Annotated in this window: 25 protein-coding genes, 3 tRNA genes and 1 pseudogene; 20 read left to right on the forward strand and 9 right to left on the reverse strand. The window is 63.0% G+C overall.

Annotated features, from left to right (window positions below; all coding sequences use genetic code 11):
* Window positions 1-198: 198 nt before the first annotated feature.
* Together AC4D2M_RS08300 and AC4D2M_RS08305 are read left to right on the forward strand one after the other, a co-directional pair.
* A complete protein-coding gene (locus tag AC4D2M_RS08300; RefSeq protein WP_490891200.1) occupies window positions 199-465 on the forward strand; it encodes a GlsB/YeaQ/YmgE family stress response membrane protein in 267 nt (88 codons plus the stop codon).
* A gap of 111 nt (window positions 466-576) precedes the next feature.
* Window positions 577-1,350 (forward strand): hypothetical protein, encoded by a 774-nt coding sequence (locus AC4D2M_RS08305; RefSeq protein WP_490891201.1) that lies wholly within the window; start codon window positions 577-579, stop codon window positions 1,348-1,350.
* Between the two features lie 15 nt (window positions 1,351-1,365).
* On the opposite strand, the gene AC4D2M_RS08310 is transcribed toward AC4D2M_RS08305, so the two are convergent.
* Window positions 1,366-2,571 (reverse strand): DUF445 domain-containing protein, encoded by a 1,206-nt coding sequence (locus AC4D2M_RS08310; RefSeq protein WP_490891391.1) that lies wholly within the window; start codon window positions 2,569-2,571, stop codon window positions 1,366-1,368.
* Window positions 2,572-2,705: 134 nt separating this feature from the next.
* Here AC4D2M_RS08310 and AC4D2M_RS08315 point away from each other — a divergent pair, with 134 nt between their 5' ends.
* Both AC4D2M_RS08315 and AC4D2M_RS08320 read left to right on the forward strand, forming a co-directional pair.
* Entirely contained in the window at window positions 2,706-3,596 is an 891-nt protein-coding gene (locus tag AC4D2M_RS08315) for a glycerophosphodiester phosphodiesterase family protein (RefSeq protein WP_490891202.1), read from the forward strand.
* Between the two features lie 12 nt (window positions 3,597-3,608).
* Window positions 3,609-5,411, forward strand: coding sequence for a glycoside hydrolase family 15 protein (locus AC4D2M_RS08320; protein WP_490891203.1), 1,803 nt, complete (start codon window positions 3,609-3,611; stop codon window positions 5,409-5,411).
* On the opposite strand, the gene AC4D2M_RS08325 is transcribed toward AC4D2M_RS08320, so the two are convergent.
* Window positions 5,401-6,576: a zinc-dependent alcohol dehydrogenase gene (locus AC4D2M_RS08325; RefSeq protein WP_490891204.1), complete on the reverse strand. Its 1,176-nt coding sequence runs from the start codon at window positions 6,574-6,576 to the stop codon at window positions 5,401-5,403. The two genes, AC4D2M_RS08320 and AC4D2M_RS08325, sit on opposite strands and share 11 nt — an antisense overlap.
* A gap of 99 nt (window positions 6,577-6,675) precedes the next feature.
* On the opposite strand from AC4D2M_RS08325, the gene AC4D2M_RS08330 reads away from it, so the two are divergent.
* Both AC4D2M_RS08330 and AC4D2M_RS08335 read left to right on the forward strand, forming a co-directional pair.
* On the forward strand, window positions 6,676-7,395 hold the full coding sequence (locus AC4D2M_RS08330; RefSeq protein WP_490891205.1) for an AzlC family ABC transporter permease: 720 nt from the start codon (window positions 6,676-6,678) through the stop codon (window positions 7,393-7,395).
* The gene (locus tag AC4D2M_RS08335) at window positions 7,392-7,703 is read left to right on the forward strand and encodes an AzlD domain-containing protein (protein WP_490891206.1); all 312 of its coding nucleotides are present in this window, start codon (window positions 7,392-7,394) and stop codon (window positions 7,701-7,703) included. Before AC4D2M_RS08330 ends, AC4D2M_RS08335 begins: the two co-directional genes overlap by 4 nt.
* Window positions 7,704-7,775: 72 nt before the next feature.
* On the opposite strand, the gene AC4D2M_RS08340 is transcribed toward AC4D2M_RS08335, so the two are convergent.
* Window positions 7,776-8,903, reverse strand: a complete 1,128-nt coding sequence (locus AC4D2M_RS08340; protein ID WP_490891207.1) for an acetate/propionate family kinase — start codon at window positions 8,901-8,903, stop codon at window positions 7,776-7,778.
* On the reverse strand, window positions 8,900-10,993 hold the full coding sequence (gene pta / locus AC4D2M_RS08345; protein ID WP_490891208.1) for a phosphate acetyltransferase: 2,094 nt from the start codon (window positions 10,991-10,993) through the stop codon (window positions 8,900-8,902). Before pta ends, AC4D2M_RS08340 begins: the two co-directional genes overlap by 4 nt.
* A 181-nt stretch (window positions 10,994-11,174) precedes the next feature.
* On the opposite strand from pta, the gene AC4D2M_RS08350 reads away from it, so the two are divergent.
* From AC4D2M_RS08350 to AC4D2M_RS08380, 7 genes are all read left to right on the forward strand, one after another.
* Window positions 11,175-11,690: a cupin domain-containing protein gene (locus AC4D2M_RS08350; protein WP_490891209.1), complete on the forward strand. Its 516-nt coding sequence runs from the start codon at window positions 11,175-11,177 to the stop codon at window positions 11,688-11,690.
* Between the two features lie 67 nt (window positions 11,691-11,757).
* Complete coding sequence (locus AC4D2M_RS08355; RefSeq protein WP_490891211.1) at window positions 11,758-12,111, forward strand: thiamine-binding protein; 354 nt, start codon at window positions 11,758-11,760, stop codon at window positions 12,109-12,111.
* Window positions 12,108-12,752 (forward strand): O-methyltransferase, encoded by a 645-nt coding sequence (locus AC4D2M_RS08360; RefSeq protein ID WP_490891212.1) that lies wholly within the window; start codon window positions 12,108-12,110, stop codon window positions 12,750-12,752. Before AC4D2M_RS08355 ends, AC4D2M_RS08360 begins: the two co-directional genes overlap by 4 nt.
* Window positions 12,724-13,248, forward strand: coding sequence for a GNAT family N-acetyltransferase (locus AC4D2M_RS08365; RefSeq protein ID WP_490891213.1), 525 nt, complete (start codon window positions 12,724-12,726; stop codon window positions 13,246-13,248). The genes AC4D2M_RS08360 and AC4D2M_RS08365 overlap by 29 nt, the downstream gene beginning before the upstream one ends.
* 67 nt (window positions 13,249-13,315) lie before the next feature.
* On the forward strand, window positions 13,316-13,870 hold the full coding sequence (locus tag AC4D2M_RS08370; protein ID WP_490891214.1) for a GNAT family N-acetyltransferase: 555 nt from the start codon (window positions 13,316-13,318) through the stop codon (window positions 13,868-13,870).
* 1 nt (window position 13,871) lies between these two features.
* Entirely contained in the window at window positions 13,872-14,186 is a 315-nt protein-coding gene (locus AC4D2M_RS08375) for a TM2 domain-containing protein (protein ID WP_490891216.1), read from the forward strand.
* A 33-nt stretch (window positions 14,187-14,219) separates the two neighbouring features.
* The gene (locus AC4D2M_RS08380; RefSeq protein WP_490891217.1) at window positions 14,220-15,056 is read left to right on the forward strand and encodes a spermidine synthase; all 837 of its coding nucleotides are present in this window, start codon (window positions 14,220-14,222) and stop codon (window positions 15,054-15,056) included.
* Window positions 15,057-15,119: 63 nt separating this feature from the next.
* Here the strand turns inward: AC4D2M_RS08380 and AC4D2M_RS08385 are convergent, their stop codons facing one another.
* Complete coding sequence (locus AC4D2M_RS08385; protein ID WP_490891392.1) at window positions 15,120-16,550, reverse strand: NCS2 family permease; 1,431 nt, start codon at window positions 16,548-16,550, stop codon at window positions 15,120-15,122.
* A gap of 111 nt (window positions 16,551-16,661) precedes the next feature.
* On the opposite strand from AC4D2M_RS08385, the gene AC4D2M_RS08390 reads away from it, so the two are divergent.
* On the forward strand, window positions 16,662-17,312 hold the full coding sequence (locus tag AC4D2M_RS08390; protein ID WP_490891218.1) for a copper resistance CopC family protein: 651 nt from the start codon (window positions 16,662-16,664) through the stop codon (window positions 17,310-17,312).
* 8 nt (window positions 17,313-17,320) lie between these two features.
* Here AC4D2M_RS08390 and AC4D2M_RS08395 read toward each other — a convergent pair whose 3' ends face one another.
* Window positions 17,321-18,007: an FAD-dependent monooxygenase gene (locus tag AC4D2M_RS08395; protein ID WP_490891219.1), complete on the reverse strand. Its 687-nt coding sequence runs from the start codon at window positions 18,005-18,007 to the stop codon at window positions 17,321-17,323.
* 260 nt (window positions 18,008-18,267) lie between these two features.
* Between AC4D2M_RS08395 and AC4D2M_RS08400 the strand changes: the two genes are divergently transcribed.
* Window positions 18,268-19,284: a universal stress protein gene (locus tag AC4D2M_RS08400; protein ID WP_490891220.1), complete on the forward strand. Its 1,017-nt coding sequence runs from the start codon at window positions 18,268-18,270 to the stop codon at window positions 19,282-19,284.
* Between the two features lie 66 nt (window positions 19,285-19,350).
* Here AC4D2M_RS08400 and AC4D2M_RS08405 read toward each other — a convergent pair whose 3' ends face one another.
* Both AC4D2M_RS08405 and AC4D2M_RS08410 read right to left on the reverse strand, forming a co-directional pair.
* Window positions 19,351-20,268 carry a cation diffusion facilitator family transporter gene (locus tag AC4D2M_RS08405; protein WP_490891221.1) on the reverse strand — a complete coding sequence of 306 codons (918 nt, stop codon included), beginning with the start codon at window positions 20,266-20,268 and terminating at the stop codon, window positions 19,351-19,353.
* A gap of 37 nt (window positions 20,269-20,305) precedes the next feature.
* Window positions 20,306-20,665, reverse strand: a complete 360-nt coding sequence (locus tag AC4D2M_RS08410; RefSeq protein WP_490891393.1) for a metallopeptidase family protein — start codon at window positions 20,663-20,665, stop codon at window positions 20,306-20,308.
* Between the two features lie 141 nt (window positions 20,666-20,806).
* On the opposite strand from AC4D2M_RS08410, the gene AC4D2M_RS08415 reads away from it, so the two are divergent.
* The 5 genes from AC4D2M_RS08415 (at window position 20,807) to AC4D2M_RS08435 (ending at window position 23,020) form a co-directional block, all read left to right on the forward strand.
* A tRNA-Glu gene (locus AC4D2M_RS08415) sits at window positions 20,807-20,879 on the forward strand.
* A gap of 64 nt (window positions 20,880-20,943) precedes the next feature.
* Window positions 20,944-21,017, forward strand: a tRNA-Asp gene (locus AC4D2M_RS08420).
* Between the two features lie 56 nt (window positions 21,018-21,073).
* Window positions 21,074-21,149, forward strand: a tRNA-Phe gene (locus AC4D2M_RS08425).
* 653 nt (window positions 21,150-21,802) lie between these two features.
* Window positions 21,803-22,219: a hypothetical protein gene (locus tag AC4D2M_RS08430; protein ID WP_490891222.1), complete on the forward strand. Its 417-nt coding sequence runs from the start codon at window positions 21,803-21,805 to the stop codon at window positions 22,217-22,219.
* Window positions 22,220-22,228: 9 nt separating this feature from the next.
* Window positions 22,229-23,020 carry an MIT C-terminal domain-containing protein gene (locus AC4D2M_RS08435; RefSeq protein WP_490891223.1) on the forward strand — a complete coding sequence of 264 codons (792 nt, stop codon included), beginning with the start codon at window positions 22,229-22,231 and terminating at the stop codon, window positions 23,018-23,020.
* A 44-nt stretch (window positions 23,021-23,064) separates the two neighbouring features.
* Here the strand turns inward: AC4D2M_RS08435 and AC4D2M_RS08440 are convergent.
* Window positions 23,065-23,447, reverse strand: a pseudogene (locus AC4D2M_RS08440) (DDE-type integrase/transposase/recombinase); the annotation flags it as partial.
* Window positions 23,448-23,606 lie beyond the last annotated feature (159 nt).

Genomic DNA, 23,606 nt, shown 5'->3' on the forward strand with positions numbered 1-23,606 from the left:
AGGTCAATCCTGCTGCCGGTGAAGTTTTGATTACGGATGGTTGCAAAGTATCGAAGCAGGAGTTTAATGGTTGCACTGGCAAGGCCAAAACGTTTACTAAGCTCACTGATGAAGTAGGGTGGTATCAGTTGCACTTCGGTGCACCGTCGAAATCGACAAACATGTCGCGCGGATAGAAGTTCAATAAAGGAGTACTTCATGAATTTTCTAGCATTTCTTCTTCTGGGTCTTATCGCAGGCGCCATCGCCAAAATGATTCTGCCGGGGCGTCAAGGTGGCGGCTGGATCATCACGCTTGTCCTCGGCGTGGTCGGAGCTCTTCTCGGAGGCTTCCTGGGTAACCTGCTCTTCAATGTCGGAGTGGACGAATTCTTCTCCCTTTCCTCGTGGCTGCTTGCCATTGGTGGAGCAATCATCGTTCTCCTCATCTACGGTGCCGTCACCAAGAATCGCTCGCACGCCTAATTAGGGCGAGATCCGCTAGAACGCCCCGTCGGCGCCACCCGACGGGGCGTTTTGCGTGACAGCCACAACCCTCCTAACCCAAACTTGAACTACTCGACGGAAGGATCAGTAATGGCTCGCTTCAACCCTGCGGGGAAATTCGCCAGCGGAGCGGTATTCGACCGCCACGGCCAACCGAAACCAGGCGTCCAGCGCGCGGTGGAACGGGCTATCGACATCCAGCGGCCGTTAGTGTTGGCGAATATCCGAAGGCTACGTAGGAAAGACCCAACGGCCACGGCGGCCGAGTTGAGCGCAAAACTTGAACGGGACTATCTCGTAGCAATCACAACGGCCGGAGCCGCGGTAGGGGGTACCGCCGTCGTGCCTGCAATCGGCACGGTAGTGGCGCTGGGCCTCTCAGCCGCAGCCACGGTCGGCTTTCTGGAGGCAACGGCGCTCTATGCCCAGTCGGTGGCAGAGCTGCACGGCATCTCCACCGAGGATCCCGAGCGGGCACGCACCCTCGTCATGGGCATTCTCATGGGGGAAGAAGGGTCAGCCCTGATTCAAGCAACTATCGGATCATCCGCGGGCGGAGTGACGCGCCACTGGGGAAACGTTGTGGGCGGGTCGATGTCTGCCCCCTCCGTCCGCAGTATCGGGGCCAGCATCCGCAAACGTTTCCTCAAGCGTATGCTCGCACGCCAGGGCGGAGCCCTGTTGGGCAGGGCCCTACCGTTTGGCGTGGGTGCAGCTGTCGGCGGTGTGGCCAACCACAAGATGGGGCGTACGGTCATCGACGCGACCAGGGAAGCCTTTGGTCCGCCGCCCACCGTCATTCCTGGTGAGCTGCTGACCGAACTTGAGAAGCTGACTGCGTCCGAAAAGGACAGCCGGGACTGATTCCGCCCCTTCGCGTCAGCCGAACAGGGCGTGCGCGATGCTGAAGATCAGCAACCCTGCGAGGGAGCCGACAACGGTGCCGTTGATCCGGATGAACTGGAGATCCTTACCGACCTGCAGTTCGATTTTCCGGGAAGTCTCCTCGGCGTCCCAGCGCTCGACCGTCTCGGAGATGATGCCGGCAACGTCACTGCGATAGGTCCGCACGAGATAACCGACGCCGTCGGAAATCCACCGGTTGATCTTGTCGGCGAGGTCCTCGTCAGTGGTCAGTCTGCGCCCGAAATCCCGGACCGCTGCCTTGAAGTTGCGGGTCAGTTCACTGTCGGGGTCATTGACTGCTTCCAGCAGTGCCGTCTTGACCGTGGACCAGGCCCGGACAGCGACGTCGTGCACGCGTGGGTCGTCGAGAATGCCGGCCTTGATCTCCTCTGCTTTCGCGATGACCGCCGGGTCATACTGCAGGTCCTGGGCCAGGTCCTTGAGGTACTTGTCAATGGAGAGCCGGACATCGTGCTGCGGATCCGCCTGAACGGCCCGCATGAATTTCGCGAGTTCAACGTACACCTTGTCGCCCACCAGTCCGTCCACGAACTGCGGCACCCAGGTAGGGGAGCGCTGGGAAACTACGCGGGAGACGACGTCGTAATTGGTGTCCACCCATTCGGCCGCCCGATCCACCAGCAGGTCCACGAGGCGGTGGTGGTGTCCCTCCTCAAAGATCCGCTCGGCCATCCGCCCGACGGGCGGACCCCACGGCGGGTCAACCAAGTGTTTGCGAACCATGGATTCGATGACCTTCTGGACTGCATCGTCATCCAGCACGGTGAAAGCGCCACGAATCAGGGCAGCCCCCTCCACAGCCACCCGGTCGGCGCCCTCCGGCCGTGAGAGCCAGGAGCCGGCGCGCTGGGCGATCCCGAGCGACGTGAGTTTCTCCTGCACCACTGACTCCTCGAGGAAGTTCTCCTCCACGAATTGCCCCAGGGACGTTCCGATCTGGTCCTTCTTGCGCGGAATGATCGCGGTATGAGGAATCTTGAGGCCCATCGGGTACTTGAACAGGGCCGTCACGGCGAACCAGTCGGCCAGAGCACCCACCATGCCGCCCTCCGCGGCGGCGCGAACATACTGTAGCCACGGATACTGATCCTGCAGCGCGAACGCCACCAGGAAGATCACCGCCATGACGGCGAGCAGGCCCGTTGCAACGGTCTTCATCCGCCTCAGACCTGCCGCGCGCTCCGTATCGGTCAACGCAATGCTCACTTAGTCCTCCGCATCGGTGCTGGATTCCCAATCTAACCAGTCACCGGCGGGCACAGTCACGCCGCTGATTCGCTAGCGTAAGGCCTGTGGCAGAACAACAAGCGGTCAGACACCTGGTATTTGCACATCGGGGCGCGAGCGAGCAGTTCGCTGAACACACGCGTGCCGCCTTCCTTCAGGCGCTCGCGGAAGATACGGATGGCGTGGAATGCGACGTGCACCTCACGGAGGACCTGCAGCTTGTCTGTATCCATGACCCCACCCTGGACCGCACCTCGAGCGGTACGGGGGAAGTGGGTGACTACACGCTGCGGCAACTGCGCGAGCTGGACTTCGCCTCATGGAAGGGTGCCAGGATCCCGCCGCAGTACGGCGGACTGGCCGATCAGCTGCTCACCCTTGAGGACCTGCTGGATTTGCTGCGCAAGGACGGGCGCGAACTGGAGCTGGCGATTGAGCTGAAGCACCCGAGCCCCTTCGGCCTCAAGCTCGAGGAACGCCTGGTCGCCTTCCTGATGAGGGAGGGCTATGACCCGGAAACCTCCCGCCTCGCGAACCTGCACATCACCTTCATGAGTTTCAATCCAGACTCGGTGAGGCACCTGCTGGAGCGCGTCCCGGCCGACGTTGTCTGCCAGCTCGTCGCCGACGTCAAGCCGGATGACGTGCGCGAAACCCTGGGGCCCCTCACCGCCGCCGCCGTCATGAATCTCCTGCGCCGTGCGCTGCATGAGGGTGAGCGCATCATTGCGAGCGGAGCGGTGGGGATCGCCGGGCCCGGAATCGAGTACGTGCGTGCGCATCCCGAGCGGGTGAAACGATGGCTCGCGGCGGGGCTGCGGCTCCGCGTCTGGACCGTGGACACGGACGACGACGTCGACCTGCTCCGGGAGCTCGGCGTCCAGGAAATCACGACCAACCGACCGGCCGATGTTCTTCGCCGGCTGAAGAGGGAGCCCACCATCGGTCGTATGTGATTGAGTTAACGCATGGCTATGCCGATTGAGGATTACGCACTGATCTCCGACCTCCACACAGGCGCGCTCGTGTCCCGAGGGGGAAGCGTCGACTGGCTCTGCTATCCGCGGTTCGATTCGGCGTCCGTGTTCGCCGCTCTTCTGGGCAACGAGAACCACGGGCGATGGCTGGTTGCTCCGGCTTATGACGCCGGCAATGCGGAGCTGGTGGAATGGAAGTACATCGACTCAACGTTCGTGGTGCAGTCCCGATGGCGTACGGAGGCCGGCGAGGTCCTTGTGACCGACTACATGCCCATTCACGACCGCCGGGCGTCCCTTGCACGCCGTATCGAAGGGATCAGCGGAGCCGTGCCGATGCGGCAGGAACTCGTGGTGCGCTTCGGCTACGGGGAGGTCCTGCCATGGGTGCGGCGCACCAACGAAGACGGTGGAGCCGGCATCCTCGCCATGGCCGGCCCGGATGCCCTGCTGCTGCGCGGCACACATCTGCCCCATGCTGCAGACCATCGCCACGCGGGTGAGTTCATTGTGCAGGCGGGTGAGAAGGTCGACCTTGAGCTGGTCTGGTACCCCTCACACCGTCCACAGCCCACGCCGTTGGACTTCGACGCCACACTGCAGGCGACGATCGACTACTGGCAGGGTTGGGCGGCGAGCTGTGAGAAACAGGGTGAGTACGACCAGATCGTCAAGCGTTCGCTTCTGGTGCTTCGTGCGCTGACACACGAAGATACGGGCGGCATCGTCGCGGCTCCCACCACCTCACTGCCCGAAGCCTTCGGTGGTGAACGCAACTGGGATTACCGGTTCTGTTGGCTGCGGGATGCGGCGCTGACCCTTGAAGCGATGATGACGCACGGCTACCAGGATGAAGCGTTCGGATGGCGCAACTGGTTGCTGCGCGCGGTCGCCGGCGATCCGGAGGATCTGCAGATCATGTACAGCGTCTCCGGTGAGCGCAACCTGCCCGAGAAGGTGTTGGGTCACTTACCCGGCTACGCCGACTCGGCGCCCGTCCGAATCGGCAACGGGGCCGTTACCCAGTACCAGGCCGACGTCGTCGGTGAAGTCATGGTGGCCCTGGAGAAGCTGCGTGAACGTGGAGTCAAGGAAGGTGAATTCTCCTGGCCGCTACAGCACGCGCTGTTGGGTTTCCTAGAGAAGCACCTGAACCGTAAGGACCACGGCATCTGGGAGATGCGAGGGGAACCGGCATACTTCACGCACTCCCGCGTCATGATGTGGGCGGCATTCGACCGTGGTGTGCGCGCGGTCAGGGATTACGGGCTCAACGGCGAAGCGGATCGGTGGGAGAAGCTTCGTGATGAGCTGCGGGAGGAGATCCTCGAGCAGGGCTTCGACCGTGAGATCAACTCTTTCACGCAGTTCTACGGCAGCTCACTGGTGGACGCGTCGCTGCTGCAGTTGCCGCAGGTCGGGTTCGTTGACTATGACGACCCCATGATGCTCGGCACGGTGGCGCAGATGGAGGACCAGCTTCTGGATGACCACGGACTGCTGCTCCGGTACCGCACAGAATCGGCAATCGACGGGCTGGCGCCGGGGGAGCACCCGTTCCTGGCCTGTTCATTCTGGCTTGTCGAGCAGTACGCGCACACCGGGCGCCTCGACGAGGCCAAGCGTCTCATGGACCAGCTGGTCGGCTACGCCAACGAGCTCGGCCTCCTGTCGGAAGAGTACGACCCGGAGAAGGCCCGGATGGCCGGAAACTTCCCCCAGGCGTTCTCGCACCTTGCGCTTGTGCGGGCAGCCGACGCGATCCACGCGGCACGGCGGCTTGTTACGGCTTGAGCACCACCTTGATGCAGCCGTCCTGCTTCTTCTGGAAGATATTGTAGGCACCGGGTGCTTCTGCGAGAGGCAGCTCGTGGGTCTTGAGGTCCATCACGCCCAGTGGATCGGAGGGATCCTCAACGAGTGGGAGCAGTTCGTCCGTCCAGCGCCGCACGTTGCACTGGCCCATCCTGGTCTGGATCTGCTTGTCGAACATGACGAGCAGCGGCATGGGGCTTGCCATTCCGCCGTAGACACCGCTCAGGGATACGGTCCCGCCGCGGCGTACGGCGTCGATGCAAGCGTGGAGGACGGCCAACCGGTCAACCCCGGCGGTTTCGATCGCCTTCCTGGCAATGGGATCAGGCAGCAGCCCGACGGCGTGCTGCGCGAACGCTCCCAGCGGTGAGTTGTGTGCCTCCATGCCGACGGCGTCGACGACGGCGTCCGGTCCGCGTCCGTTGGTCATCTCCCGGAGCACATCGCCTACTTCCTTTGTGAAGTCGATCGTCTCAATGCCGTGCCGCTCGGCCATCTCCCGCCGCTCCGCAACCGGTTCGACGGCTATCACGCGGTGGCCCAGGTGGCGGCCGCTGCGAGCCGCGAACTGTCCAACGGGACCGAGCCCGAAGACGGCGAGGGTGCCGCCGTCGGGCACGTCCGCGTACTGCACCGCCTGCCAGGCGGTCGGAAGGATGTCGGAGAGGTACAGGTAGCGCTCATCGGGGAGATCATCACCCACCTTGACGGGTCCGTAGTCCGCGTGGGGTACGCGAAGGTACTCCGCCTGCCCACCTGGTACGGAACCGTAGAGCTCCGAGTAGCCGAAGATCCGCGCACCCGTGCCCTGTTCGTGGACCTGCGTGGTTTCACACTGCGACTGCAGCCCGTTGTTGCACATCCAGCAGTGCCCGCAGGAAATGTTGAAGGGGATGACAACGCGGTCGCCGGGCTTGAGGTTGGTCACGCTGCTGCCGACGGCTTCCACGATGCCCATGGGCTCATGGCCCAAAACGTCGCCCTTGTGCATGTAGGGGCCCAACACCTCGTACAGATGGAGATCGGAGCCGCAGATGGCGGTGGAGGTGATGCGGACAATAGCATCCGTGGGTTCCTCGATGCGCGGATCTGGGACTTCCTCCACGCTCACGGAGCGCTTGCCCTGCCAGGTAAGTGCCTTCATCGTTACTCCTCTTGGATTCGTAAGTATGCTGACCTTTCTCAGTATTGCCGCCTGTCGACTCGAAGTGAAGCGCTCGAAGCTTCGGCATACGCTTGACCGGTGGAGTTTTCAAAATCCCCGGCCGTGCGGGTTGGACTGTCGATTGCCGTGGCGACCGGGCTGTATGGCGTGTCCTTTGGCGCTCTCTCAGTCGCATCGGGGCTGGATCTCCTGCAGACCATGGCGTTGAGCCTCCTGCTGTTCAGTGGAGGTTCGCAGTTCGCATTCATCGGTGTTGTAGGAGGCGGCGGAAGCGGAGTGGCTGCTATGTCCGCCTCAGGACTGTTGGGCATTCGTAACGCGGTCTACGGCATGCAGATGAACGCGATGCTGCGGCCGCGTTCCTGGCGAAGGTTCGCGGCTGCGCAGGTGACCATTGATGAGTCGACTGCCACCGCCACGGGTCAGAGCGAACCGCAGGAGCGGGCGCGGGGCTTCTGGGTAGCTGGCCTGGGTATATACGTGCTGTGGAATGTCTTCACCCTCGTCGGGGCGCTGCTCGGCAATGCCCTCGGAGATCCGGCGCAGTGGGGGCTCGACGGGGCTGCCGTCGCCGCGTTCCTCGGACTCCTGTGGCCGAGGCTCAAGGCACGCGAGCCGGCCGCCATCGCCGTGGTCTGCGCCCTGGTGACCCTGCTCGCGGTTCCGTTCGTACCGCCGGGGGTGCCGATCCTTGTGGCCGCCGCAGTAGCTGCACTACTCGGATGGCTCAGTTTCGGGCCGCCGCGCGAGGGTCTCGAACCCGATGTCGAGCCGTATCCCGCGGAAGGACACCCGTGAACCTCTGGATGTGGATCCTGCTGGCCTGCGTGATCAGCTACCTCACAAAGCTCGCCGGTTACCTGGTCCCCGCACGGATCATGGAAGACCCGCGCATGACCCGCGTCGCCGGGACGTTGACGATCGGGCTCCTGGCATCGCTGACGGCCGTCAACACGTTCTCGAGCGGGCAGGCGCTGGTTCTCGACGCCCGGCTCGCGGCGCTCGTTGCCGCCGGGGTGGCGCTGTGGTTGCGGGCGCCGTTTCTCGTCGTCGTGCTGGTGGGTGCCGGTGCAGCGGCCGTGGCGCGTCTGCTCGGCGCGCCCTGAGCCGTGAGCTGGCAGGACACACCCTGTTAGAGCGCGTTTTAAGGGCGCGTCCTGCCGAATGGACGGGCCGGGCTAGGCAGAACCGACGACGGCGGCAGTCGCTTCCGCAATGGCTGCCTCTTCATCCGTGGGCACCACAAGAACCGGGAAGGCCGATTCCTCGGTGCTGATCTCGCGCGGTGAACCGCCGGGCTTCTGGTTCTCGGCATCGTCAATGAAAACCCCGAGGGCGCCGAGCCGGTTCACCACCCGTTCCCGGAAGCGCCAGGAGTTCTCCCCGATGCCGGCCGTGAAGACGATCGCCTGCGCCCCGCCCACCGCGACGTGATAGCCGCCGATGTACTTCGCGAGGCGGTAGGCCGCAATGTCGAGAGCGATGGTGCCTGCGGGGTCGCCCGGTTCCTCGATTGCACGCATGTCATTGTGCCCCGTGAGCCCCTTCAGGCCGGACTCCCGGTTCAGCAGCTGGTCGAGATCCTTCTCCGTGTAGCCTTCGCGGCTGAGGAACAGCAGGATCGACGGGTCAATGTCACCGGACCGGGTTCCCATCACGAGGCCTTCCAACGGGGTGAAACCCATGGAGGTATCGACGCTGCGGCCGTTCTGCACGGCGGTGACGGACGCGCCGTTGCCCAGGTGCGCGATCACACCCGTGAACTCCTCCGTTGGCATGCCCAGCAGCTCGGCGGCGTGCCTCGTCACATACTCAAAGGACGTGCCGTGGAACCCGTAGCGGCGGATGCCGAACTTCTTGTACAGCTCATCGGGCACGGCGTACCGCCACGCATGCTCAGGCAGCGTGCGGTGGAAAGCGGTATCGAAGACCGCGACCTGCGGCATGTCCGGCCACCGCTCCGCGATGGCACGGATGCCCTGCACGTTCGCGGGGTTGTGCAGGGGCGCCAGGGGATTGAGGCGATCGATCGCGCGAATGATCTCGTTGGTGATCAGCACCGGCTCGCTGAAGCGTTCTCCGCCGTGCACCACACGGTGTCCGACGGCGTCGATCGGCTTGCCGTGCAGCGTAGCGTCCAGCTCTTCCGTGACTCGGTCGAGCGCTTCAGTATGATCCTGTGGGCCGCCGTGAGCGGCGTCGCCGATGCGCTCGATCAGACCGTTCGCCAGCCGTTCTCCGCTGTCGGAATCCCGAACCTGGTACTTGAGCGACGATGAGCCCGAGTTGATGACGAGGATGATCATGACGCCTCCTGCGATGTAGTGCCCTGTGCCTGGACGGCGGTGATAGCAACGGTATTCACGATATCCTCGACGGTGCATCCCCGGGAGAGGTCGTTTACCGGCTTCCGTAGCCCCTGCAGTACCGGACCGACGGCGACCGCACCAGCGGACTGCTGCACCGCCTTATAGGTGTTGTTACCAGTATTCAAGTCAGGGAATATGAATACCGTTGCCTGTCCGGCGACCGAGGAACCGGGAAGCTTGGACTGGGCAATGGAAGCATCCACCGCGGCGTCGTACTGGATGGGGCCCTCGACCGGAAGGTCGGGGCGGAGGGAACGCACAAGCTCCGTCGCGCGCCGGACCTCGTCCACCGCTCCTCCGGAACCGGATTCGCCGGTGGAGTAGGACAGCATTGCCACCCGGGGTTTAACACCGAACTGAGCTGCCGTTTCCGCCGAGGCGATGGCGATGTCGGCGAGCTGTTCGTCGGTGGGATCAGGATTGACTGCGCAGTCGCCATAGACCAGCACACGGTCCCGGAGGAGCATGAGGAACACGGAGGACACGATCTTCACACCCTCCTTGGTCTTCACAAATTCCAGCGCGGGACGGATGGTGTTGGCGGTGGTATGGGCGGCGCCGGACACCATGCCGTCGACGTACCCGAGCTGCACCATCATGGTCCCGAAGTAGGAGCCGTCGAGCATACGATCCCGTGCGTCTTCGAGCGAGACGTTCTTGTGTGCGCGCCGCCGCGAGTACTCCGCAGCGAACTCCTCACGCAGCTCCGAGGTTTCAGGATCCAGCAGGGTCAGCCCGGACAGGTCAATGCCCTGACCGGCGGCGAGTTCACGGATCTGGGACTCTGACCCGAGGATTGTCAGGTCGCAGACATCCCTCCGGCGCAGAATTTCTGCCGCGCGGAGGATCCGCTCATCCAGCCCTTCGGGAAGCACGATGTGCTTCCGGCCCCTGCGGGCTTTTTCGATGAGCTCGTGGAGGAAGCGCAGCGGTGTCATCCTGACCGGGCGCGGCAGTTCCAGCCGCTCGAGCAGTTCCGTTGTGTCCACCTGCCGCGCCCACACGCCGAGCACGGCTGCGGCCTTCCGGCGCAGGCCGGTTGCAATCTCACCCCGTACCTCGCTGACGCGTCTGGCGGCGGTATAGGTGTCGTCGTCGACCGCGAATACCGGGAAGGTGGCGTGGGCCAGCAGGGCGAGGATGTTGGGATCCGGCGTGATGCCGCCGGTGAGGATCATGCCTGAGGGCACGGGAAACTCGGGCGAGAATGACGACGCCACGGTCGCCACCAGAACGTCGGCGCGGTCGCCGGGAACAATCACCAGCGCACCGTCCGTGAGCAGTTCCAGAAAATGCCCCACGTTCATTGCCGCGACGCGGATGGCGGACACATCCCGTTCGAGCGTTGCTCCGCCCGCGATGTGCCGGGCGTCCAGGGCCTTTGCGACTTCGGCGATGGTCGGTTGGGAGATTTCGCTCATTTCCGGAATGACGTAAACCGGTCGCCCGGACTTCCCTGGCCTCACCTGGCTCCGGATGTCGTCGACGGCGTCCTCCGCCGCGCGGTTCACCATCATCGCCAGCAGGGACACCTGTGCTGCGTCCAGTTCGCGGCGCGCGACGTCGACGGCGTCGGCAGCTTCAGCTGCGGTCATGTCCTTTGCGCTCACCACAGCCAGGACCATGGCGCCCAGGTTGTTCGCCAGCCTCGCGTTGAGATCGAACTCGACGGCGGCGTCCTGCCCGCTCAGGTCCGTTCCCTCCACGATGATGACGTCGCAGGACTGTGCCATCTCGCTATACACGGCAACGCAGCGGGCATCGATCTCCTCCCGCTCGCCGGAGACCAGCAGCGCGCGCGCCTCAGCCCGCGTCATTCCGCTTCGGGCGGTCCTAGCATCCAGTCCGAACGCTCGCCGCATCAGCAGGACCATCGGGTCATCGGCGCCGTCTTCCGCCTCCGAGATTGGTCGCAGGAAGCCGATCCGGTCCGCGTGCCCCTGAAGCATGCTTGCCAGTCCCAGGGAAATGAGGGACTTGCCGGAGCTGGGGGCCATGGCGCTGACATAAATACCGCGGGTGGTCATTACTTCATCCTGCACGATCGCAGGTGCTTAGTCACTGACCGCCCACTGTTGCGCTGCTTCACTGCAGCGCCTGGCTACCGCCGTCGTTCATTTGCGATGCGGTGGCAATGCGGGCTATTGACGGCGCGTCGAAGCTGAGTAGCCTAATGCCCACCATCTCGACGTTGAGGAGCGAGCCACGATGGGTAACGACGGCAGCACACCGGAAGAGGTCGCGCGGGGACCGGCATACAAGCTCGGCCCCGACGAAGGCAAGGCCCTCTGGTTCACGAACGCACTGGTAACCGTCAAGGCAGGCGGGTCGGAGACAGGGCAGCGCCTCTCCATTGTTCATATCCTTCATCCTGGAGGGTACTCGCCGCCGAGGCACAGACATCTCGTTGAGGATGAATCCTTCTACGTCATCTCGGGGACTGCGCTGTTCGAGAGTGACGGTGACCGCTTTGATCTGGGGCCCGGTGACTTCGCTTTCCTTCCGCGAGGTTCGGTCCACAGCTTTCTGGTCGGGGAAGAGCCGTTCAGTTGCCTGGTGATCACCGCGCCGGCCGGATTCGAGGACTTCGCAGCAGAAGCGGGCACACCGGCAGAGAGAAGGGAGCTCCCGGAGCCCGTTCCGATGGACGGTCCCGCACTCGAGGCAATAGCAACACGCCACCAGATCGAAATCATGGGTCCGCCACTGAACGCTCCGCAATGAATCAGCGGAACGATGGACACCGAATAAAGCCCGTGACCGGCGCGGCCAAACCTGACAGACTGTTTCCATGCTTGTAGCCTTCTCAGTTGCACCTTCCGGCCGGCCCAGCGGCGCCCACGAGGACACGGCCGAAGACGCCGACGGTTCCGTTCACGCCGCCGTGGCTGAAGCCGTGAAGATTGTGCGTGATTCCGGTCTGCCGAACTCCACCAGCTCCATGTTCACCGAGATAGAAGGTGAATGGGACGAGGTCATGGACGTGGTCAAACGCGCTACGGAGGCAGTTGCCAAATACGGTAGCCGCGTCTCCCTGGTGCTCAAGGCCGACATCCGGCCCGGCCGCACTGGAGAACTGACCGGGAAAGTTGAACGCCTTGAGGGCGCCATTGCGGAAATGGATGAGTACCAGGGGCACTCGTGAGCAACTGGGCGGAGGTGGATCGCTACCTCAACCGCACAGTTGTGCAGCCCGACGACGCACTGCTCGCTGCCGTCGAGAACACGCGCAGCGCGGGGATGCCCGGCATCGAAGTGACCGCCGGACAGGGCAAGTTCCTGATGCTCCTCGCTCGCATCCAGGGTGCGCAACGCGTACTGGAAATCGGTACGCTGGGCGGCTTCAGTACTATCTGGCTTGCCCGGGGGCTTCCCGACGACGGCACGGTGGATAGCTGCGAGTATGAGCCAGCGCACGCGGAGGTGGCGCGGCGAAATCTGGAGGCCGCCGGCGTCGGGCACAAAGTGACTGTGCATGTAGGGGCCGCGCTTGAGACCCTCCCGGCGCTCACCGGGCCCTATGACCTGTTCTTCATTGACGCCGACAAGGCGAACAACCCCAACTACGTGGAGTGGGCGGTGAAACTGTCGCGCCCCGGCTCGGTCATTGTGCTGGATAACGTGGTGCGCGGTGGGACGGTACTGGATGAGGACGGGGATGACGACGTCCGGGGAACCAGGAAGGCGCTCGAAATTCTCGGCAGCCATCCGCGCCTCGAGGCAACAGCCCTGCAGACGGTTGGATCCAAGGACTGGGATGGGATTGCAGTCGCCATCGTCAACTAGAACAGAGTTCTCGATCCGCAGGGCAACACCCCACGACGCCGAAACCTACGCCCGCACGCACGTCGCCGCGCTGCATCAGACCTACGCGCACATCATGCCGCAGGAGTTCCATGATCACTACGAGGCGGAGCTGGCGAATATTGTCTGCCGCCGGCGCGTGGCACTGACTGACGACGACGGCGTCAACAGTTGGGTGGCATTCGACACCTCAGGGCAGCCGGTCGGGATCGCGTCCTCCGGGCCCGGCAGGGATGAGGACCGTCCCGGCTTCGAGTTGCATCACATCTACACACTGGCCTGGACACACGGTTCCGGCCTCGGACAGCGTCTGCTTGAGACGGCGATCGGATCCTCGCCCGCCTACCTGTGGATCCTGAATGACAACCCGCGCGCCGAGCGGTTCTATACCCGCAACGGTTTTGTCCCTGATGGAACCAGGGCGCTCTGCGGTCCTGTGTGGCACTCCAAGCCCATGTTCCGCATGCACCGGACCTAGCACGCCGCTGTCCTTCAGGGCGTTGGGGCATCCGGAATTGTCCCGGGCGGGGGATAGCATGAACGGCATGGTCACTATTCGTCCGCTCCGTATAGACGAGCTTGAGGCTGCGCTGCGGATGAAGAACCAGGGCTGGAGGCAGGCCTACCTCGGAAGGCTTGGCCCGGAGGTACTGGACGGCCTGGACGAGACCGTTGAACAGCAGGCGGAAGCCTGGCGAATGGGCTTCGACAGCCAGGAGGATGTTCCTTTCGTCGCGGTCGATGATCGCGGCGGGATCGTCGGTATCGCCGCAGGTGGAGCAGCGCGGGGCGAGGACCCGCCTGCCGCCGTCGAACTGTTCATGCTCTACGTGCTTGAGGAGTATTACGGCACGGGCCTCGGGCGGCAATTGGCCGATGCCGCGATCGGGGACACCGCTGCCTGCGTCTGGGTGCTCGAGGGGAATGAACGCGCCATCGCTTTTTACCGCAAACTCGGCTTTGCCCCGGACGGCGAGTGGGAGCCGCTCTCCGATCGGTGGAGCGGGCTCAACGAGATTCGGATGGTGCGCTCGGTCCGAACAAGTTCGCTGCCGCACGCCGGCCAGGCCGCAACAGCACCACAACAGACAGGGGAATGACATGACGAACCACTACGGGAACCAGCCCACCCAGCACGTGGTGGTGTACGCGGCGAAGGAAAGCTGGCTCGCGTACCTGCTCTGGTTCTTGCTCGGGAACTTCGGCGCCCACAAGTTCTACCTGCGTCAGAACGGGATGGGTTTCCTGTACCTGGCGCTGGGCCTCGCCGGCTACGCCACGGTGGGGATTCTGATCGGGTTCCTCTTCCTGATACCGCTATGGATCATGATGGTCATTGACCTGTTCACAATCCCTGGGCGGGTTCGGCAGGTCAACGCATACCTGCACAACCGGGGCGCGGTCCGTCCTTACTAGCCGGCACAGCACCAGTTGAAAGAGTAAGAATTCGTGGGACGTCAACGAGAGCGCAAGGGAACCACCAGCGCCGACGGCGGCCCGGTTCCCGGTATCCACACCATCGACACCGGCAACTGCGAGCTGGTTTCCGACCGGTTCAACCCCAATGGCTGGGTGCTCCACGTCAACGGGGTGCCGAGCTCGCATATCGATCTCGCGGATCCGGCACGGCTCGATTTCGAGTACATGCGCTGGATCAGTTCGCTGGCAACCTCACAGTGGCCGTCGACCGCGCGGCTGCGCGCCCTCCACCTGGGCGGGGGCGCCTGCTCGCTTGCGCGCAGCTTTGCGGTGACTTTCCCTGACGCGCGGCAAGTCGTCGTCGAACTCGACGGCGCGCTCGCCGGCCTGGTGCGTGAATGGTTCGATCTGCCACGCGCGCCACTACTACGGATTCGGGTCGGTGAGGCGCGCGCGGTCACCGAGTCGCTCTCCGAAAACAGCCGCGACCTCATCATCCGCGATGTCTTCGCGGGCAGTCGCACGCCGGAGCCGCTCACCACCCTCGAATTCGTCGAGCAGGCAAAGCGCGTGCTGGACTCCGACGGCGTCTACGTCGTCAACTGCGGCGATTCACCCGACCTCGCAATGGCCCGACGGGAGACCGCTACCATCTCCGCTGCTTTCGCCCACACCGTGATCATTGCGGACCCGGCGATGCTCAAGGGGCGGCGGTACGGGAACATCATCATTGCCGGAAGCGATGGGTCGCTCGGTGAGGATCCGGGTCTTGCGCGGGAGTTACTGGGTGGGGGCGTGCCGGCGCACCTGTGGCACAACACGCAGGTGACCCGTTTCATCAGCGGCGCGCAGATACTCAGGGATTAGAGGCCAAGGGTCCAGTCCCGATCGAGCAACCGGTCCTCGAACGGGTCCGACTGCTGGGGAGAATCAGCCGATGCCCAGTAGCTGCTCGATGGGGCCAATGCCGAAGAAGATGACGAACGCACCCGCCACCACCCACATGAGTGGGTGGATCTCCTTGGCCCTGCCCTGGAATGTCCGGACCAGGACGTACGCGATGAATCCTGCGCCGAGCCCGTTGGCAATCGAGTAGGTGAACGGCATCAGCGTGAAGGTCAGGAATGCAGGAATGGCGATGCCCCAGTCCTGCCAGTTGATCCGGCCCACCTGGGAAACCATCATGAAACCGACGACGACGAGGGCCGGCGCCACTGCTTCGAACGGCACCAGTGAGATCAGGGGAGTGAGGAACATCGCCACCAGGAACAGCAGGCCGGTCACGATGTTGGCGATACCGGTACGTGCGCCTTCGCCGATGCCGGCGCCCGACTCAACGTAGATCTGGTTGGACGACACCGAACCTGCCCCGCCGGCCACCGCACCGAGAGCGTCGACGATGAGCACCCGGTCAACACCCGGGATGTTGCCCTTCTTGTCCACCAGCTTTGCCTCATTGGCCAGACCCACCATTGTGCCCATGGCGTCGAAGAAGATACTGAGCAGGATGGTGAAGGTCAGCAGCAGGGCGGCGGTTGCTCCGAGGGTGCCGAAAGCACCGAAGACGCTGGCGCTGCCGATCAGGCTCAGGTCAGGAATGCCGACCCAGGACCCGGAGGGGAATTCGGGCACAACGAGCGACCAACCCTGCGGATTGACGCCGTCAGGTCCCACACTCGGCCCCACGTTCGCCGCCGCTTCAATGATGACGGCAAGGATCGTAGAGGCGATGACGCCGATTAGGATACCGCCGCGGACCTTCCGGACAACCAGGGCGATCGTGAGGATCAGGCCAAACACAAAGACCAGGATGGGCCAGCCGAGCAGTACACCTTCGAAGCCGAGCCCGACCGGGACGGTGGTTTGCGCGACGTCAGGGATACGCCTGACGAATCCGGCGTTGACCAGGCCGATCAGGGCAATGAAGAGCCCAATTCCGACGACGATCGCCGTCTTCAGGCTTTCCGGCACCGCATTGAAGACGGCCGTACGGAACCCTGTAAGAACAAGCACGAGCATGGTGAGGCCGGCCAGCACGACGAGCCCCATCACCTGCGGCCACGTGAGTTCCGGGTTGGTGGCCACGGTAATCGCCACGAAGGCATTCACGCCCAACCCGGTGGCCAGGGCGAAGGGATACCTCGCCCAGGCTCCCATGACAATGGTGAGCACGCCCGCGATGAGGGCGGTTACGGCCGCGACGCGCTCCAGGCCCAGGACGTTGCCGCTGGCATCCGCCCCGGCGAGGATGAGGGGGTTGAGCACCACGATGTAACTCATAGCGAAGAAGGTGGCGATGCCACCCCTGATTTCTCGTGAATAGGATGAGCCGCGTTCGGTGAGCTGGAAGTAGCGGTCCATCGTGGTGCGCAGTGCAGGCACAGGTATTCCTCTGCTGGTGGGGGAGTTCGCTCGAAGTCTATCCAATGAGCGGCTCAGGATCCTGCCAGTTCACTCCCGTAGGCTTTGGGTATGAACCAGCATCCCGCAGTAGTTGCAGCGCGCCCGGTTGCCCGTTCCGTCCAGCGTATGGCTCTGGTCCTCGCCGGCGTATTGATGATTGCGCTCGCCGTGGTCCTTAGCACGGCAGACGGGGCGTCGGCACATGACGAACTGAGCTCCTCGAACCCGGAAGCTGGCGCGACCCTCGAAACAGTCCCCGAGGCGATCGAGCTGACGTTCACCAACGTTCCTGCGACAATCGGCTCAGAAATTCAGGTGCTGGCTGAAACCGGCGAGGACTGGGCCGAAGGGGACGTATCAATCACGGACGCCGTGGCAACACAGGCCCTCCGCGAAGGAGCTCCGGCCGGAACCTACACGGTGAACTGGCGTGTGGTTTCTTCCGATTCGCATCCCATCGAGGGAACTTTCGAATTCACCGCTTCGGCCGGCAGCGCCGTGTCGGAAACGCCTGACGCTTCGGCAACTCCGGAGGCTTCGGTGGGCACTGGTGTTCCTGTGGAACCTGCCGAGGCGGGAGCGCTCGACCCGGAGCCCACAGCAGGTTTCGACGTCTCCTGGGGTGTCATCCTCATGATCGCCGTGCTGATCGCAATCACCATAGTGCTCGGTATTGGTGCCCGACGACGGCTCAAGCAGGGAAACAGCGAAGCCCCGTAAAAGTTTCGTCAGGCGCTGATGGCGGGAGTGCGCTTGGCTGCGCCTGCTGCGGCCAGAGCGGCAGCCTTCACGGGATGGATCACCTGGGCCGCAACGGCTCCCTGCGTGACAATTGCGTCGCTGATGACCTTGGCCTGGCGGACGATCTCCCGCGTGGTGGGCGTCAGCACTTCCCCGACGCCGATGAGGTAAAGACCGATGGCACGCAGGGCGGCTTTGATGTCACTCCCCACGGCGAGACCAAGAGACTGTACAAAGCGGCGCAGCTGGTTTTGGGGATATTTGGTCAGGACCACATGGTCGGCGAGTAGGACGCCGTTCCGGGTCTGCACCGCCCACTTTTTGGAGCCGAGCACGGGTGCTGGAAGAAGCTGCGAGTAGCCGACCATGCACAAGCCCTCCGCCACGGTTTCCTGCCGGATGTCCAGCGAATGGCTGGATGCGTAGCAGCGCAGGAGCCGCAGGAGCTCGGTACGTTCGGACAGGGACACCGAGTCGGTCATGACGGTCCGGTTTGGACCGGAACTCAGGCACTCCACGCTCTCGACCACGATGGACTGCACCCCTCGGCGGCTCAGCTCGCTGGCAACTGCCAGACCTGACAGTCCGGAACCGATCACCACAGTGGTTGTCATCTCTGCCGCGGCCTGCGTGAAGGACTCCGCGGTCACGTGGGTGATCGACTCCGGCACCATCGATGAAAACCTCCTGAGGGAAGGAGAATTCCGCACAGCCCGGCGCCTCTTCCGGGCTGTGCGGACACTTGGCTGCGAACGGGTCAACCAAGCGCACTGAAAGCGGGCGGAACCCCCTAGGGAGACCATCCGCCCGATAACGATTCTCGAAGCCTATATAACTTTTTGGGTGCTGAATAGTCTTCCTACTGAAGAGTAGGCTAGAAATATCTGAACGGCTCAGCGAAGGTGTGATTAGGGCAAGCCGTGAGGAGCGGGACATGAGTGAGGCATATATGCGGGACGCGCCGAGGCATTCCCAGGGGCGCGGAATAGTTGTCGGAGTCGACGGCTCCGATCAGAGTATGTGCGCCCTGGTGTGGGCGGCCTATGAGGCTGAGCGCCGCCAATCCCCGCTGCATGTGGTGACTGCGTACACTGTCCCCGTTTTCGCGGCGTCGAGCATGGATGCCGGTTACGCCACTGTGGACGACTCGGTGATCCGGGAGGGGGCGCAGGCAGTCCTCGACCAGTCCATCAGCAGGATAGCCGGCCACCACAACATCGAGATTGTTCCTCGTGTGGAGAGCGGTGATGCCGCAGGGGTGCTCCTTGAACTCTCCGAGGAAGCCGAACTGATGGTCGTTGGGTCACGCGGCAGGGGAGGCTTCGTCGGAAGACTGTTGGGCTCGGTCAGTTCTGCACTGCCGGCGCACTCAAAGTGCCCCACGGTCGTCGTACCGCTCTTCTGCGCTCCACGCCTGGACGAAGCGGGTGTGTCGGCGCCCAAGCCGAAGGGGGAGGCCTGCCCCAGGGCCGAGGAAGTCGAGAAGGTTGTCGTTGTCGGCGTCGACGGTTCGGAGCAGGCACGCATGGCATCGCTGCTTGCGGCTGAGCAGGCGCAGGCCCGTGGGCTTCCCCTGCGCGTGGTGTGTTCACTGCCGCCGTTCACCGGTTCGCTGGCGTGGATGCCGACACCGGTTGACCGGGACGCTCTCCACGAGGAGATCATGGTTCAGCTCAACGCGGGCAAGGCATGGCTGCAGAGCCATTTCCCGCGGTTGTACATTTCAGTCGAGCTGCTTGACGGGCCGCCGGTTGAAGTCCTGATCGAAGCATCGCGGACGGCCGAGCTGGTTGTGCTCGGAACCCGCGGACGGGGTGGATTCACGGGCATGCTGCTCGGCTCCACCAGCCAGGGTGTGCTCCACCATGCAAAGGGCCCGGTACTCGTGGTGCCCGACCGCGAGGACCCGCGCCTGAGCGACCGCGCGAACTTCGGGCCCATGGCGGCCTAGGCCCGGCAGCGGGTTGTTGGACTGCGCCGGTACGCCTGGAGACGCGGCGCTGCCCCTTCGCGAGCGTCAGGCGTGCTGGGCATTCTCGTGGACGGCGTGCTCCAACGGCTCGAGTTGGAAGGTGCAGTGTTCGGTGTCGAAGTGGTTGCTCAGGCAGTGCACGAGGCGATCCAGCATTCGGTCCACGCCTTCGGCGTTGAGGCTCTCCGCGTCCACGACAACGTGAGCCGAGAACACAGGTACCCCGGATGTGATGGTCCAGGCGTGTATGTCATGTGCGTCCACCACTCCCTCCACGGTGAGGATGTGCTCCCGGATCATCGCAGGGTCCACGCCTTTCGGCGCTGATTCCAGCAGCACGTTGATTACGTCACTCAGCAGACTCCACGCCCGGGGCAGGATCATGACCGCGATGAGGATGGAGGCAATGGCGTCCGCCTGCTGGAATCCCGTCACTGCTATCACGACGGCGGCAACCACCACTGCGATCGAGCCCAGCAGGTCTCCCAGCACCTCCAGATAGGCGCCGCGGATGTTCAGGCTCTCCTTGTGGCCGCCGTGCAGGATGAGCAGGCAGACCAGGTTGGCGATCCCACCGAGCAGCGCGGCTACCAGCATGATGTCGGTGCGCACCTCGATCGGCTCACCGAACCTGCGGAATGCCTCGAGGGTAATGACGACGGCAATCACCACGAGGATGATTGCGTTGGCGAGGGCGGCGAGGACTTCCGCCCGCTGGTAGCCGTAGGTGCTGCGGGCCGTGGCGGGCCGGGTAGCAATCCAGGAAGCAAGCAACGCTATGAAGACGCCCGCGGCATCGGAGAGCATGTGTCCCGCATCGGCGAGCAGCGCCAGCGATCCGGACAGCACCGCTCCAATCACCTGAATGACAACGACGATGAGCGTGATGGTGACGACCGTGATCAGGGATTTGCGGTGCTTTCCCGTCGCTGTGACGGGATGCCCGTGAGAATGTGCGCCCATATAACCAGTATGAAGCCCGGCTTGTTGCGGAGTCCGGTTATCCCCACCCGAGCTCGTGGAGGCGCTCGTCGTCGATGCCGAAGTGGTGCGCAACCTCGTGGATCACTGTGATGAGGATCTCGTTCACCAATTCCTCGCGGCTATCGCACATGCGCAGGAGCGGTTGGCGGAAAATGCTGATCCGGTCAGGGAGCGATCCGGCATCCCACCATGAGTCCCGCTCGGTCAGCGGGGTTCCTTCGTAGAGGCCCAGGAGGTCGGGGTCGGGTTCTTCTCCCGGACCCGGCTCAAACTCCTCCTTCACGAAAATCGCCACATTGTTCATTGCGCGCGCAAGCTTGTCAGGGATCTGGTCGATGGCGTCGTCGACGGCGGATTCGAAGTCCTCGAGGCTCATGTCAATGGGCACGCAGGAAACTCTACTGCCGCGGCTCCCGCCGTTCGTCCGGCGCATGACTTCCGCATTTTGTGTAATTGAGATTGAGGCCCTATAGTTTTAGAGGTCCACAACGAGGAGTAAAGCACTTGTGTGGTCCAGGCCCCCATCGTCTAGCGGCCTAGGACACCGCCCTTTCACGGCGGCGGCACGGGTTCGAATCCCGTTGGGGGTACGCAGGAGAGTTGTCCAAAGCACCGTCGCGGTGCTGTTAGGATAAAACTCTTGCAAAATCGCAAGGCCCTGTAGCGCAGTTGGTTAGCGCGCCGCCCTGTCACGGCGGAGGTCGCGGGTTCAAGTCCCGTCAGGGTCGCTTAGGCGGTCGGAGAAATCCGGGTGTCGACGGTGATCATCACAAGATGGTTGCAAGGCTCTGTAGCTCAGTTGGTAGAGCGTTCGACTGAAAATCGAAAGGTCACCGGATCGACGCCGGTCGGAGCCACCAGCTAGAACCCCGCAGTCCCCAGTGTTTATACGGGAACTGCGGGGTTTTCTTCGTTGCCTGGTGCACATGATGATTCAGTATGGATCAGTCATAATCGTCGCTGTTATGGCGAGCTCCTCTGGTATTCCCTTGGTAGGTAGCCTATGGCGGCGGGGTGCGATGAATCCTGCGGCGTAAGGGGCGGTCGGCAATGGGCAGATCCTCGGCGCCGTCGCGGATGTTCCAGTCAGGAGGCTCTCGTGGATGCACTATCGCGACGATGGTCTAGATCAGAAGCGGCAAGGGCGAAGGGACTTGCCCGCTGAGCCCGCGTGCTAGTGATGCCAGAAGAGAGCCGAGGAGACGCTCGCCCTCCTTGTCCTGAATGCGCTGCTCAACTGTTGGCCCAACGCGAATCAAAGCGATCCGCTGTTCCGTTCGGTCTAGCCCCACGGGACATTCGTATCTTTTCAGGACTTCGCTTAAAAGACCCTCGGATTGGCGACAGCGAGTCTGCAGAATCTGATCTGGGGGAGGACTAGGCTTTCATGTAACATAAAGTGCTCTGGGCGGTTTAGTGGTTGCGCATAAGAGGGGCGAGTGCTCTGGGTGCTGTCGAAAGTATAGATAACCACATCCGACACCATGCAAGAGGGAACAGATCGGAGAATGCGATGACAGCCGTCGGCACCAAGCGGCAGTCTATGACCCTTGACGACTTCTTCACAGGACTTGTGGCCGGCCTTGCTGCACGCGGAGTTCGGGTCATCTCAATTCGAGGTGAGCAGTTCCATAAAGCGATGGAGGACGTGTACCGCACGGCCAATCGCGAGGCCCAGGAAGAGGGCGTCAAGCTCAAGTTTGCGATCAGCCGGAACGAGCTGCATGGTGATTCGCCCGATGTCCGCGAAGCGCTCGCCAAAGGCGTCCAGCGCAACATTGTCAGCTTGGACAACCCCGAGTACCAGAACATGCGGCTAAAGATCAGCAAGTCGTTTGCCCCGGACTACTTCCGGCGCCTTCCCGGTCAGGAGGAGATGTATCTGAAGATGGCGGACACCTTCTTGGCCGAGTACCCGGCCTTCCGGTAAGCACTCGGCATGGGGGAGTCGACGAAGCTGGCGGAGTACAAGAAGGCGATTGAAGACTTTGCGTCTGAGGAGCTTGACGAAGATCAGATCCTGCGTATCGACTCGACGATGGCCGAGGTTGAATTCGGCTACCTCGACGAGACAGATTCGTGGCATCCCGTCTCCACGCTCGAAGAAGAAGAGTATCCAGACTATTACCACCGTGAACGGCGCCAGGATGAGGGAGGAAAGGCCGCAGTTGAGCCGGCTGTGCCGGGCGCTTCGACTGAAGCACCGATGGGAACGGGGGCCGCCGTAGAAGCATCCATTTTGGAGGGTTACCTTGAGTTCCAGGAGAACCAGCGGGGAGTCGCCTTCAGCACGCTGCTCATCCCTTACCTGCGTGGGGCCAAGCTGGTCACAATTACAGATCCGTACGTTCGCCAGTTCCATCAAGTACGAAACGTCATGGAACTGGTTGAAAGCATCGCCGCCGTGAAGGACCCCGCCGAGGAGGTGACCGTCAAGCTCATTACCTCCGAAAACGCCGATGATGACAGTAAGCTGCGCAAGCAGTTTGAACTCTTACTGAAGGTCCAGCAGGGAGCAGCCGTTGCTGGGATCAAGTTCGACGTGTCGTTCAACAACAGTCTGCATGACCGTTCGATCGTTACGGACACAGGCTGGAGGATAGTTCTCGGACGCGGTCTGGACATTTTCCAGTACGTCACTGGGGATACTTTCGACCTCGCGACTAGGCTCCAAAGCTACCGCCAGGTCAAGGCTTTCGGTGTCACTTATATCCGAGAGAACAACGGCTAGTTGTACTCAATCGGGACTGGCCCGGCGTTTGTTGACTCGGGGTCTTAGGCCGCTATGAGAGCGGACCGGTTGATTCTTTCATGTTTGATGAGCGTAAGTTTCCCAGTCGCCGCTGCCGTCGCCGGCGGTGGTAAGACCACTCGATCCATGTCGTATGGCCAGCCGCCGATCCTGTCGCGTGAGCCAGCGTCTTCTGCAGCAGCGAGAAGAACGATTCCATGGCGGTGTTATCCGCGCACGCACCGACCCTACCGATCGAACCGGTCAGGCCATGATCACGCTGCGATTCCACGAAGCGCCGGGACCGGAACTGGGAGCCACGACCCGAATCCACAACCGTTCATGCAGGGCGGCGTGCCCGTACGGCGTTCTTCAACGCCGCGGCCGCCAGCGAGGACTTCTTCCGTGAGTCCATCGAGTAGCCAACCGGGTAAGCTTGGCCGAGCGGGATAGAGCACTGCAGGTCCGGGATCTGGAAGCCACCGGTTCTCTCTGGAGTCAGGTGTGCGCTGCGCCCCGATGACGCGACGACCCGCGTCATCGCAAGCGTCTCCACTTTGTCGGCGCATCCCACTAGAGTCTTATC

It is taken from the genome of Arthrobacter sp. TJ-270 (assembly GCF_058269075.1).